Source organism: Candidatus Binataceae bacterium (genome assembly GCA_035508495.1).
In the GTDB taxonomy this organism is placed as follows: Bacteria; Desulfobacterota; Binatia; order Binatales; family Binataceae; genus JASHPB01.
Map to the genome: position 1 here is coordinate 89107 of DATJMX010000028.1, position 12753 is coordinate 101859.

10 protein-coding genes are annotated in these 12753 nt (G+C 61.4%); 9 read left to right on the top strand and 1 reads right to left on the bottom strand.

Features of this window, described 5'->3' with window-relative positions:
* Position 1 precedes the first annotated feature (1 nt).
* The 6 genes from VMA09_09800 (at position 2) to gpmI (ending at position 6938) form a co-directional block, all read left to right on the top strand.
* Complete coding sequence (locus VMA09_09800) at positions 2-637, top strand: histidine phosphatase family protein (GenBank protein ID HUA33886.1); 636 nt, start codon at positions 2-4, stop codon at positions 635-637.
* A gap of 198 nt (positions 638-835) precedes the next feature.
* Positions 836-2047 (top strand): CoA transferase, encoded by a 1212-nt coding sequence (locus tag VMA09_09805; GenBank protein HUA33887.1) that lies wholly within the window; start codon positions 836-838, stop codon positions 2045-2047.
* 99 nt (positions 2048-2146) lie between these two features.
* Complete coding sequence (locus VMA09_09810) at positions 2147-2860, top strand: peptidase E (GenBank protein HUA33888.1); 714 nt, start codon at positions 2147-2149, stop codon at positions 2858-2860.
* A gap of 77 nt (positions 2861-2937) precedes the next feature.
* The gene (locus tag VMA09_09815; protein ID HUA33889.1) at positions 2938-3948 is read left to right on the top strand and encodes a DUF4331 family protein; all 1011 of its coding nucleotides are present in this window, start codon (positions 2938-2940) and stop codon (positions 3946-3948) included.
* A 159-nt stretch (positions 3949-4107) separates the two neighbouring features.
* Entirely contained in the window at positions 4108-5406 is a 1299-nt protein-coding gene (gene eno / locus VMA09_09820) for a phosphopyruvate hydratase (protein ID HUA33890.1), read from the top strand.
* Entirely contained in the window at positions 5406-6938 is a 1533-nt protein-coding gene (gpmI, locus tag VMA09_09825; GenBank protein HUA33891.1) for a 2,3-bisphosphoglycerate-independent phosphoglycerate mutase, read from the top strand. The genes eno and gpmI overlap by 1 nt, the downstream gene beginning before the upstream one ends.
* Before the next feature lie 215 nt (positions 6939-7153).
* Here gpmI and VMA09_09830 read toward each other — a convergent pair whose 3' ends face one another.
* Positions 7154-9232, bottom strand: coding sequence for a VWA domain-containing protein (locus tag VMA09_09830; GenBank protein ID HUA33892.1), 2079 nt, complete (start codon positions 9230-9232; stop codon positions 7154-7156).
* A 132-nt stretch (positions 9233-9364) separates the two neighbouring features.
* Between VMA09_09830 and VMA09_09835 the strand changes: the two genes are divergently transcribed.
* The 3 genes from VMA09_09835 to VMA09_09845 are packed head-to-tail and all read left to right on the top strand — an operon-like array spanning position 9365 to position 12751.
* Complete coding sequence (locus VMA09_09835; GenBank protein HUA33893.1) at positions 9365-10792, top strand: pitrilysin family protein; 1428 nt, start codon at positions 9365-9367, stop codon at positions 10790-10792.
* Complete coding sequence (locus VMA09_09840) at positions 10789-12174, top strand: pitrilysin family protein (GenBank protein ID HUA33894.1); 1386 nt, start codon at positions 10789-10791, stop codon at positions 12172-12174. The genes VMA09_09835 and VMA09_09840 overlap by 4 nt, the downstream gene beginning before the upstream one ends.
* Before the next feature lie 55 nt (positions 12175-12229).
* Positions 12230-12751, top strand: a complete 522-nt coding sequence (locus VMA09_09845) for a DUF488 domain-containing protein (protein HUA33895.1) — start codon at positions 12230-12232, stop codon at positions 12749-12751.
* The last annotated feature ends 2 nt before the right edge of the window (positions 12752-12753 follow it).

Genomic DNA, 12753 nt, shown 5'->3' on the forward strand with positions numbered 1-12753 from the left:
GATGACCACGGCCACGCAGCGCTCGCGGCTAATCCTCGTCCGCCACGGCGAGACCGAGGGCGAATCGAGCATCCGCTATCACGGCCGCACCGACGTCGCATTGTCAGACCTTGGCCGCCAGCAATTGCGCGCCGCCCGCGATGAGATCATCCGCCGCCACGGCCCCGCGCGGTTCGATCACGTTTTCGCAAGCCCCCTTATCCGCGCGATCGAAGGCGCGCGAATCGTCGGCGGCGACCCCGCAACGATCGTCACGATCAACGATTTTGCAGAAGTCCACTTCGGCAGGTTCGAAGGGCTAACCGCCGAGGAGATCTGCGAGCGCTATCCCCAAGACTACGCACAATGGAACGCCGATCGCCTTGCGCCGACGTACACGTATCCCGGCGGTGAAAGCCGTACTGCATTCGCCGAACGCGTCGATCGCGGCGTCGATCAGATGCTCGCGCATTGGCGAGTGGAAACGAACTCCACAGCCAGTCACGCGCTGGTCGTCGCGCATCGCGGCGTTATCAGACAAATCGTCCGCCGCCTAACCGGCGCGCAACCCAACGTCGAACTAGGGTCAATCCAAGTCCTCGAATTCGAGGGCCAATGGCATCCGCTCGCCCTCGACGTAATCGAGCACCTCATTTGAAGCTAACCGCTTCGCGAATTCAGCCAGTCGAGGGGCATCACAACCTTCCCTTCCGTGCGGGAAGGGGAACCGATCCGCCCTTGTTCGAATATGAGTTATCAGTCGCAGGGCCGATCGGGCTTGAGATTTTTTGCCGATCAGAACGATAATCGGCACGCATCGCACTGCCATTGAACGAACGTTTAGGGGACTCTGCCGATGAGCAAACCACTTGAAGGAATCAAGGTCGTCGAGATCGGACAGGAAATCCAGGGGCCGTTCGCGTCGCTGTTCCTGGCCGACATGGGCGCCGACGTCGTCAAGGTCGAAAACAAGGAAACCGGCGACCTCAGCCGCTGGATGCTCACCTCGCTGATCGGCGGCCCCGAGGTCAAGAACGCAACCGTTTCGCACTACTTCATCGCGATGAACCGCGGCAAGCGCAGTATCACTGCAGATCTGAAGAAGCCGGCGGCGATCGAGATGGTGCGCCGTATGATCAAATCCTACGACGTGCTCGTCACCAACTACCGTCCCGGCGTTCTCGATCGCCTGGGCCTCGGCTACGAGGACGCGCGCAAGCTGAATCCCAAAATCGTCTATGCGCAGGGCAGCTCGTGGGGCCCCAAAGGACCATGGGTCACACGTCCGAGCCGCGACACACTCGCGCAGGCGGCAAGTGGGCTGATGGCGAAAACCGGGATGCCGTCGGACCCGCCCCTCGCGGCCGGAATCCTCGTCGCCGATCATTCGGGCGGTCTCAGCCTCGCGTCAGGAATCCTCGCCGCACTCTTTGCGCGCGAGCGCACCGGACAGGGTCAGCGCGTCGACGTCTCGATTTACGGCACGATGATCGCGATGCAGGGAATGGAAATTAACTACACGTCAATCACGGGCGAAGAGCCCGAGCGCGCCGGCCGCGGGCATCAGTTCCTGCATGGCGTATGGGGCGCATATCGCACCAGGGACGGGCACATCTGTATCGCGGGCGTCGATGAAAAACGCTGGCCAACATTCTGCAAAATCATGGGCATCCAGCATCTCGAGAAAGATCCCGCCTACAGCGACAACGTCGTGCGTAATTTTCATGGCGAAAAGATCCAGGCCGTGCTCGACGAAATCTTCCCCACGAAGACGACGGCCGAATGGCTCAAGGAGCTCAACGACGCCGACATCCTCGTGACCGAGGTCGTTGACTACCGGTCAATCCTGAAAAGCGAACAGGCCCGCGCCAACGGCTACCTGCTGCCGCTCGACCATCCGGTCGCGGGCAAAGTGCTGGTGACCGGCACTCCTGTTACGGTAAACGGTGAAGTGCCATCCGAGGCGCAGGCAGCGCCGGAGCACGGTCAGAACACAGAGGAGGTCCTGCTCGAGCTCGGCTACTCCTGGGAAGAAATCGGCGAACTGCGAGAGTCAGGCGCAGTGTAGTCCGCAGGGTATCTTGACGACACTCCGGTCTTCTGGAGTCCCTATCCCTGACCAGGGAGAGGGATTCCAGAATGGTCGTCGATTATGTAACTACTAGTCATGCCTGAATCGCACATTGTCGCCATGGGAGGTGGCGGGTTTTCGATGGAGCCCGAGAATCCGCTCCTGGATGATTTTGTCCTCGGCCTGGCGCGGCGGCGTAAGCGCCCGCGCGTATGCTTTCTCGGCACCGCCAGCGGCGATAGCGATACCTACGTGCGCCGCTTCCACGAGGCGTTTTCGCCTTCGCGCGCCGACGCGACGCACCTGCGATTCTTCGAGCGCACGGTCCGCGATCTGCGCGCCTTCCTCCTCGAGCAGGATGTCATCTACGTCGGAGGAGGCTCGACCGCGAATGCGCTCGCGATATGGCGTCTGCACCGCCTCGATCGAATCCTGCGCGCGGCATGGCACAGCGGCGTCGTGATGACCGGAATCAGCGCGGGCGCGATCTGCTGGTTCGAGGATGGCCTCACCGATTCATTCGGCATGCCCTATCGCGCACTCAACGAGGGCCTCGGCTTCATCCGCGGCGCATGCTGCCCGCATTACGATGGCGAGCCAGCGCGCCGAGCCGTTCTTCGCCGCCTCGTGGCGCGCGGATTCAAATCGACCTACGCGGCGGACGACGGCGTTGCTCTGCATTTCGTCGGATCGCGATTAAAAGAAGCCGTCTCATCGCGCCCAAAAGCGCGCGCATTCAGAGTGCATCGCCGCGGCACCGAAGTCCTCGAAACGCCGATCCCGGTGCGCTATCTCGGCCAGTGGTCGTGACGGCAAAATCAATTTTGCACTAAGCCGCCACCGCGCTACGTTGAGAGCAGATTTACATCCGCGCGGGAGACAAGGGCATGTCGAACCATTTTACCGGACTAAGTCTCGGCCCGCCGCTGGGCGATCAGCGGCTCGATCTCTGCGACCTCTACGCCTTCCAGTCGCCCACCGATCCCAACCGCACCGCGATAATTCTCAATGCGAATCCAACCGCCGATGCGCTCCATCCCGACGCTATCTATCGGGTCAATATCGACACCGATGGCGACTATCTCACAGACCTCGCCATCAGCTACGTGTTTTCGAAACCTAACGCGGGGCGCCAGACTTTCGACGTTTTTGTCGCGAAAGGTTCCGACTCGCGCTCGCCGGAAGCGGTGGGAACGCGCGTCGTGACCGGCGCCGAGGTTTCTTTCAACCTGCCGCCGAATATCGTCACCGCAGGCGGCTACAAATTTTTCGCCGGCAGCCGCAGTGACGCGTTCTTCTTCGATTTCGACGGAATCAAGAACCTGTTCGATACCCGCGGCAAGCGCAATTTCACCGAGCCTCATCTCGGCGGCAAATCGCCCTGGACGGGCGTCGATTCAAACACCACGGCGAACGTGTTCTCGACTGCGGTCGAGCTGCCGACGAGCGAGCTCGCGGCCAAGGCCAAGCTTCACATCTGGGGACGATGCAGCGTGCGCCAGAACGGTCAACTGCTTCACGTCGATCGCGCGGGCCATCCGAGTGTCAGCAGCTTCTTCAATACCGACGATACCAAGCTAGAGTACAACGCCAGCGAGCCTGTGAATGATCGCAAGCGATGGCTCGATCAGTTCGTCCATCTGATGGGTCACACCGGCAACTACACGCGCGACGAGGCGATCGCGGCGATCGACAAGGAAGGCACCCTTCCAGATGTCCTCACTTTCGATCCGTCGCAGCCCGCGCAATATCCGAACGGACGTGTGTTCACCGACGACGTGATTAACTATCGGATTGCATTTTTAACCAAGAGCCAATGTCCACCAACCGGTCTCAAGCCGCATACCGACACGCTGCGCCAGTTTCCGTACCTCGGGAATCCGCACCAGAAGCCGTAGCGAGTCGGCTGTAGCTTGCCGCAGCAAGGAGCGCGATGGCGGTGGAAAGGTAAGCCACACCGAGCCGCAATGCTTCGCCCATGAAGCCGCAGCGACCGTGACTTCATATGCGATTCGCCTTAGAATGCCCTTTTCATTTACCCTCGAAGAGGCGGATCGATGGCAGCAAAGGCGGAAATTGCCGAAATCAAGGCGCGGGAGATTCTCGACTCTCGCGGTAATCCCACGATTGAAGTTGATGTGCTCCTCGTCGGCGGCGTGCTCGGACGCGCCGCCGTTCCTTCGGGCGCATCGACCGGAGTGCACGAGGCACTCGAGCTGCGCGACGGTGACAAGAAACGCTACGGCGGCAAGGGCGTGCGCAAGGCCGTCGCTAACGTGAACACGGTCATCGCGCCGAAACTCAAGGGCGCCGACGCCGCCGCGCAGGCCGAGCTCGACAACACGCTGCTCGCGCTCGACGGCACCGAGAACAAATCCAAGCTGGGTGCCAATGCGATCCTGGGTGTGTCGCTCGCCGCGGCGCATGGGGCTGCGGCGGCGAAAGGCGTGCCGCTCTATCGTCATCTCAATCCGGGCGGACACATCCTGCCCGTGCCGATGATGAACGTGCTTAACGGCGGCAGCCACGCCGACTCCAGCGTCGATATGCAGGAGTACATGATCGTGCCGCATGGCGCGCCGACTTTCGCCGAGGCAATCAGGATGGGCTCCGAGGTTTTCCACGCGCTCGGCAGCCTGCTGAAAAAACTCGGGCATTCGACCAACGTCGGCGACGAAGGCGGCTATGCTCCCAGCCTCAAGAACAACGAGGAGCCGATCGAGCTGATTCTCCAGTCGATTGGCAACGCCGGCTACAGACCCGGTGTCGACATGTCAATCGCGCTTGACCCGGCGTCATCCGAGTTCTTCGACGGCGGCAACTACGTTTTCTCGCGTTCGGACAAGAGCACTCACGACGCGGCGCAGATGGTGGAGTTCTATGCGGCGTGGCTCAAGAAGTACCCGATCATCTCGATCGAAGACGGTCTCGCCGAGGACGATTGGGACGGATGGCAGGAGCTGACCAGCGCGCTCGGCGCATCGACGCAACTGGTCGGCGACGACATCTTCGTCACCAATCCGAAGCGGCTCGAGCGCGGGATCAAGGAGCATGTCGCCAACTCGATCCTGATCAAGGTCAACCAGATCGGCACTCTCAGCGAGACGCTCACCGCGATCGAGATCGCGCGCAAGGCGGGATACACATCGGTGATCTCGCACCGCTCGGGCGAAACCGAGGACACGACGATCGCCGACCTCGCCGTCGCGACTGGCGTCGGACAAATCAAGACCGGCTCAATGAGTCGCAGCGAGCGAATCGCGAAGTACAACCGGCTGCTTCGGATCGAGGAAGAGCTCGGCACAGAGGCGAAGTATCCCGGCACCAGCGTGTTCAAGCGCGGCGGTAAGGCTTGATGAGCGCGCGTCCACCGGTTGCTGCGCTGATCATTTTTGACGGATGGGGCCTGCGCGATGCGCTCGAGTCCAACGCGATCGCGAATGCGAAAACGCCCGTGATGAATCGCCTGTGGGCAACGCAGGCGCATAGCGGAATCGACGCCTCGGGCGAGGCGGTCGGACTGCCGCCCGGAATCATGGGCAACTCCGAAGTCGGTCACCTGACGATCGGCTCGGGCCGCGTCATCTACCAGGACGTGATGCGCATCACCAAGGCGATCGAGACGGGAGCCTTCGCGCGCAACGAGGTTTTGCTCGCCGCGATTCGCGCCGCTCAGTCCGCCGGCAAGACGCTCCACGTATGGGGCCTTCTGTCCGACGGCAGCGTCCATAGCCATATCGATCACATGTTCGCGCTGCTCGAACTCGCGGCGCGCGAGGGACTTCAGAAGATCGCTGTTCACGCAGTGCTCGACGGGCGCGACAAGCCTCCCCGCTCGGCGCTGCCGTTCATCGACGCGACCGAGGCCAAGCTGAAGCAAATCGGATGCGGCCGAATCGCGACGGTGAGCGGACGCTACTACGCGATGGATCGCGATAAGCGATGGGATCGCGTCGAACGCGCGTGGCGCGCAATCGTCGAGGCGGATGGAATCGCGGCGGCGTCGGCGCGCGAGGCGGTTGAGAAATCATACGCCGCTGACAAGGGTGACGAATTCGTTGAGCCTCACGTGATCGGCGCGCCGTCGCCGATGCAGGACGGCGATCAGGTCGTGTGCTACAACTTCCGCGCCGATCGCGCGCGCGAGCTTACGTCAGCAATTGCGCTCGCCGACTTCAAGGGCTTCAAGCGTTCGCGAGTGCCCAAAATCGGTTACGTGTGTCTGACCGAATATGACCGATCATTTGGATTGCCGCTCGCGTTCGGTCCCGAGGATATCCGCAATACTCTCGCCGAGGTTCTCGCACACGACGGGATCAGCAACCTGCGCGTCGCTGAGACTGAGAAGTACGCTCACGTCACGTATTTTCTGAACGGCGGTGTCGAGAAACCGTTTCCGCTCGAAGAGCGCGTACTCATTCCGTCAGCGAAGGTCGCGACCTACGACCTCGAGCCGACGATGCGCGCGATCGAAATCGCAAAGCGCGCCGCCGAGGAGATCGCGTCGGGACGCTTCGGCGTCGTCGTCATGAACTTCGCCAATCCAGACATGGTCGGCCATACCGGCATGTACGACGCGACCGTGAAGGCGGTCGAGACCAGCGACATCGCGCTCGGAATCGTGATCGATGCGCTCGAAAAGCGCGGCGGCGTAGCGCTGATCACCGCCGATCACGGCAACGCGGAGTTCATGGCCGATCCAGCGACTGGCCAGCCGCATACTGCGCATACAACCAATCCAGTTCCGCTGATTCTTTACGATCCGAAGTTCAAAGGACACCTCAAGGACGGCGGCACCCTGTCAGACGTAGCGCCCACGCTTCTCGCGATGTTGGGTGTTAAGAAGCCATCCGAAATGACCGGCCACGATCTGCGGATTACCGAATAACCCCCGGAGCCTCTGCCACTGTGCGGCGAAGCCGTGAATAACCTCGCCCGCGGCTGACGCCGCAGGCGGAAGCCGCACACGGGATAGGCTGTGGGTCTCCGTCAATCGAGGGTCCGTCGACCGCCGAGCGCCGCATCAGGAAAGAGGAAGCGCTGCGCGCCTTCCTTTTTTCTGATCCCCTTGCTAACGCGCGAGCGTTCGTGCCGAAGGACCTGCTACCAGCGGACGACTTGCTCGTAGACCTTCGGCAATTGGCGCGGCAGCGAGGCGATATCGTCGATCACCAGGTACCGCGACGACTGGCACATCTGGCGCAGGTAGTCGTGGCCGGTCTTGTCGACCGTGATACAGAACGGCATTACGCCCGCCAGCTCGAGCTCCTTCAGCGCGACCATCGTGTCCTGGATGCCGTAGGCGTTCGAGCGTCGATCGTGGCCGTAGTCGAAGTCCTGCGGGAAGCCGTCGCTCAGCAGGATCACGTGCTTGGCCCGCGATGAAACATCCTTGAATTTCTCGCGCACGTGGCGAATCGCCGCGCCCATCCGCGTCGAGCGCTTCGGCTCGACAGCGCCGACTCGGGCCTTCACTTCGTCGGACAGCTCCTGGTCGAATTCCTTAATTACGTAGAACTCGACATTGTCGCGGCCGTGGCCTGAGAAGCCCATGATCGCGTACGAATCGCCGAGCTCCTCGAGCGATTGCGCCATGATCACGAGCGCTTCCTTGTTCACGTCGATGATGCGGCGCGGGCGCTGTGAATTCTGCGGCCGGCGCTGCCACGCTTTCATCCAATCATCGGCGGTGTCGTCATCCTCGGCGTAGCTGCGGGGCTCGCGATGGATCGGCTCATCGGTCGAGGCCGACATATCGAGCAGGAACAGCGTCGCGACGTCGCGCGCTTCTTTCTTGCGCGCCTTATATACGCGCCCGTCGGGAACTTCGCCCATCCGCCGCGCCACGCGCGACTCGATGGTACGATCGATATCGATTTCCTCGCCGTCTTCGAGTCCGCGTACCATGCGGTACGACGCCGGCCGAATACGCTGGAAGTTGCGGCGGATCACCGGCAGCAGGTCGGAGTACTTGAGCAGCGTGTTGGCGTAAAAATCGCCGTCGTCGCCGGAGAGTTGCATCTCGCGCAGCCGGCACCAGCTGCGGCGATAGTCGCCGAGCACGTAATCCCATTCGTCGTAGGCGTAGTAGGAGTCCTGTTTGCCGCGCGCGATCATCAGGCGGCCTTGCGCCGTCATCGGACCGATCTCGCCGAGCTGCTCGCGCATCTGCTCAAGCTCGCTCATCTGCTTGTTGGTGAGCTGCGTGAGATACATGCCCTCGCCTTCGGCATTGCCGTCGCTTTGCGAGGGTTTCAGTTCCGCACCTGACTCGATCAGCTTGCGCAATTCCTCGGGCGAGAGCGCGCGGCTCTTGCCGCCCTTGGACTGCTTGCCCGAGGCTTCCATGTTGACATTCTGATCGGGCTCGCCGCCGTCTTCACCGCCATCGCCGTCCGAATCGGCCTGACCCTCGGCGGATTCCGCGCCCTTCATGCCCTTGATCAGATCATTGCGCATGCGCGCGGCTTCTTCGCTGAGGCCTTCGCCGTCGCCCGCTTCCTGCGCCTGGCGAATCAGCTCCTGGAGCCATTCGTACATCGCGCCGACCTGGTGAACGCTGGTCATCACGCCTGCGCCGGTCTCGCGCACGGGAGCGAAGTACGACGACGCCATCATCACGAACGGATGCGGTATCTCGTCCTCGCGCGCGAGATCGAGCGACGCCCGCACGAGCATCGTGGAGAGCGAATCCGGATGCATCCTGCCGAGCAGCGCGCGATTGAAGCTGGTGATGCGCGGCGCGAGCCCGCGATACCGCCGCGAGAGCTCCGCGTCGATTCGCGCCGATTCCGCCAGGCGCATGAGCGCGCCCGCGAGACCGGGATCGTCGAACGACGCGACGAAGCTGTCGATCGCCTCGACTCCTGTCTCGCCGCGATCTTCGAAGCCCTTGATATCCGCGAGCTTGAGCTTGAAGGTGCCGAAATCGTGCCGCGCCGCCAGATGGGCGCTGGTGACGAGGTAGTAGTCGAAAGCCTTCGCCTCGGGAGAGAACGATTCCAGCCGCTCGGGCAGATAGATCATCTCGCCGGGCATCAGCGGATAATGAAACGGCAACGAGGGCGCCGCGTTCTGCACCGAATCGATGCGAAACTCAAGCGGGAACAACATCCGCATGAACTTCGTCAGCATCCCTTTGATCGCGTAAAGTTCCTGTGGCTTCTCGGCAATCTGGTCCATGGGTAAAATTACGTTACAAAGACCAGCGTCCCGATGCAATTTAACTTGCAATTTAACTAACGTGGCGCGCGATCGAACGCTCTAAACTTTCTTGACTTGCTTAGCGCCTCCGGCCTTCAATTAAGGAAAATCATGTACATCCTTTTATCTGGCAATCACCGCCGGTTCCTGCTGATCGCGGTTATGGCGGCGCTCGCGATACTTGCGCCCTTGGCCAACGCTTTCGCCGGAATTTCCGACGCCGTTCAAACCGAGACGCTGCCCAACGGCACGCGAGTGCTGGTGCTCGAAAATCACAAGGCGCCCGTCGCAACGCTCAACATTTTTTATCGCGTCGGCTCACGCAACGAGCAGTTCGGCAAGACTGGCCTCTCCCATCTGCTCGAGCATCTGATGTTCAAGGGCACCAAGAAGCTTCAGCCCGAGCAGTTCTCGCAGATCATCCAGGACAACGGCGGGATGGATAACGCGTTCACCGAATACGACCTGACCGACTACTTCGAGATGATCAACAAGAATCACTTCGACGTGCCGATCTCGCTCGAGGCTGATCGGATGGCGAATTTCGCGCCCAAGCAGTTCGAGCAGGAAAAGGCCGTCGTGCTCGAAGAGCGCAGGATGCGCACCGAGGACAATCCCGAGGATGCCCTCGATGAAATGGTGCGCTCGCAGGCCTACGTCGCCCATCCGTACCATTGGCCGGTAATCGGATGGTTCCACGATGTTTCCGGGCTGACGCTGCAGGACGCCTACAACTATCACAGCATCTACTATTCGCCGCAGAACGCGATCATCGTCGCAGTCGGCGATTTCGACGCGCACCAGGTGCTCAAGCAGATCAGCGAGGCCTTCGGCAGTATCAAGAATGGCGCGAAGCCGCCGCCCGTCACCGAGGTCGAGCCGCCGCAGGACGGCGAGCGGCATATCGACGTTCGTCACGCGGCCAACCTGCCCGCTTTCGAGTGGGCCTATCATGTCCCCAACTACAAGAGCGCGGATTCGTTCCCGCTCGAAATCGCGTCGGAGATTTTGTCCGACGGCAAGAGCTCGCGGCTCTACAAGGACCTCGTGATCAACAAGCGGATGGTCGTCGATATCGGCGCCGGCTATGACATGACGTCACTCGACCCGGGGCTCTTCGTTGTCAGCGCGCAGATTCGGCCCGGCGTGAAACTCGATGACGTGATGGCCGAGACTGAAAACCAGCTCAGCGCATTGGCGGCGGCAATGCCCGCGGCCGACGAGCTGCAGAAGGCCAAGAACCTCGAGCAGGCGGAATTCGTCTTCGGACAGGACTCCGTGCTCAACGAGGCGATGCTGCTCGGACGGTACGAGTTGATGGGCGACTATCATCTCATCGATCAGTATCTGCCGAGCATCGACAAGGTCACTGCCGCCGATGTTCAACGCGTGGTGAAGCAGTACCTCGTCGCGACTAATCGGACCAACGGTCAACTCGTGCCAACCGGCATCTTGCCGCACGGTGGCGGAGGAATGAGCGGAGGTCAGCTGCGTCATGCGCCGGGCTTCCCGGTGGCGGCGGGCGAGGTGGTGCAATGAGCGGCGTGCGATCGATTACGATGAAGACCACGTTCGCGGCTCTCGCCGCGCTGACACTGCTGATGCTGTCGGCACGCGCCGATGCGATCGAAATCAAGCGGATGACGCTGAGCAACGGCGCCGTGCTGCTCGTATCGGAATCGCATCAGCTTCCGATGGTGACGATTTCGATTGCGTTCGACGCCGGCGCACGGCGCGATCCTGAAGGCAAGGCCGGGCTTGCGGCTTTGACCGCGCATTCGCTTTCGCAGGGCACTAAGGATCTTACCGTCGAGCAGTTCGACCAGAAGGTCGATTTCATGGGCAGCTCGATCGGTATCAGCGCCGACCGCGACTATGCGATCGCGGGCATGACGACGCTCAAAAAGTACCTCGACCAAACCCTCGCACTGCTCGCGGGAGCCATCGCGACTCCCGGCCTGCGTGAAACCGATATCGAGCGGCGGCGCGGCGAAACTGTCGCGCAGATTCGCGCCGCCGAGGAGCAGCCTAACTACGTTGCGAGCGTCGCTTTCGAAAAAGCGGTCTTCGGTAACACTCCCTACGGCCATCCGATCAACGGCACCGAGGAATCGGCCTCCAAGCTCACGCCCGACGACGTTCGCAGCTTCTATCGCGATCACTACAAGCTCGGCAGCGCGGTGATTGCAGTGACGGGCGATGTGACTGCCGATGATATCAAGGCAATGCTCGAGAAGGATCTCACGGGACCAACCGGCGCCGTCACGCCGCAGCCCGAGCCAACCGTCCCGCCGATCGCAGCCGGATTGCATCCGAGCCTGATCGACCGCAACGTCGCGCAGGCCACAATCATTCTCGGCTTCGACGGCGTCGCGCGCTCCAATCCCGACTACTACAAGCTCAAGGTGATGAACTACATCCTGGGCGGCGGCGAATTCTCATCGCGCCTGATGAAGATCGTCCGCAGCAAAAACGGCCTCGCGTATGGGATCGACAGCGACCTCGATGCCGGCAAATTCCCGGGCTCATACCGAATCTCCGTGCAGACCAAGAACAAGACCGCGACCGAAACAATCAGCATCATCCTGCAGCAGTTGCGCGAGATCCAGGAAAAGCCCGTCAGCGACTCCGAGCTCGAGGACGCCAAGAAATTTCTTATCGGCAGCTTCCCGCTCTCGATCGATCGCCAGAGCGAGATCACAGGCTTCATGCTCGGCATCGAGCTGAACGGCCTTGGCCTCGACTATGCCGACCAGTATCCGAAGTTGATCGGCGGTGTGACGAAGGAAGACGTGCAGAATGTCGCGCGCAAGTATCTGCATCCCGATGCGGCCGATCTGATCGTCGTCGCGAATCAGAGTGAGGCGGATATCAAAGCCGCGAAGCTGGAGAACGTCGACGCGCCGGCAACCCAAAAATGAGTTAGCGGCCGGCACGATTTTCACCGTCGGTCACTCGACGCATCCGATTGAGCGCTTGCTCGAACTGCTTGGCGAGCATCGCATCGCGTGCGTCGCAGACGTGCGCTCGTATCCAAGCTCGCGCCGCTGGCCGCAGTTCAATCAGGCGGAGCTCGCCGCCTCGCTCGCGCGCGCGCAGATCGAATACGTCTGGATGAAGCAGCTCGGCGGTCGCCGGCACAGCAAGCGCGACGATTCACCGCACATCGCATGGGAACTTGAGGCGTTCAGATCGTACGCCGACTACGCCGACACACCCGACTTCGAAGGCGGCCTGAGCGAGCTGCGTGAGAAAGCCGCGCAGGTTCGCCTCGCATACATGTGCTCGGAAGGCCTGTGGTGGCGATGCCACCGCAGAATCATCTCGGACTACATGTCAATCCGCGGATGGACCGTCGAACACATCCTGCCCGACGGCAAGCTGAAGCCTCACGTGCTGGCAACCTTCGCACGCGTCGTAGGCGAGAAAATTATCTACGATCAGACGAGTCAGCGGATACTCACCACAAAGACACAAAGTCACGAAGGTTCTTCTTAGTG

What these genes read in the sequence shown, in the direction of transcription:
- VMA09_09810 (HUA33888.1), top strand. Translation starts at nt 2,147, where the DNA reads ATGCCTGAATCGCACATTGTCGCCATGGGAGGTGGCGGGTTTTCGATG.
- VMA09_09830 (HUA33892.1), bottom strand. Translation starts at nt 9,232, where the DNA reads ATGGACCAGATTGCCGAGAAGCCACAGGAACTTTACGCGATCAAAGGG.
- eno (HUA33890.1), top strand. Translation starts at nt 4,108, where the DNA reads ATGGCAGCAAAGGCGGAAATTGCCGAAATCAAGGCGCGGGAGATTCTC.
- VMA09_09835 (HUA33893.1), top strand. Translation starts at nt 9,365, where the DNA reads ATGTACATCCTTTTATCTGGCAATCACCGCCGGTTCCTGCTGATCGCG.
- VMA09_09805 (HUA33887.1), top strand. Translation starts at nt 836, where the DNA reads ATGAGCAAACCACTTGAAGGAATCAAGGTCGTCGAGATCGGACAGGAA.
- gpmI (HUA33891.1), top strand. Translation starts at nt 5,406, where the DNA reads ATGAGCGCGCGTCCACCGGTTGCTGCGCTGATCATTTTTGACGGATGG.
- VMA09_09815 (HUA33889.1), top strand. Translation starts at nt 2,938, where the DNA reads ATGTCGAACCATTTTACCGGACTAAGTCTCGGCCCGCCGCTGGGCGAT.
- VMA09_09800 (HUA33886.1), top strand. Translation starts at nt 2, where the DNA reads ATGACCACGGCCACGCAGCGCTCGCGGCTAATCCTCGTCCGCCACGGC.
- VMA09_09840 (HUA33894.1), top strand. Translation starts at nt 10,789, where the DNA reads ATGAGCGGCGTGCGATCGATTACGATGAAGACCACGTTCGCGGCTCTC.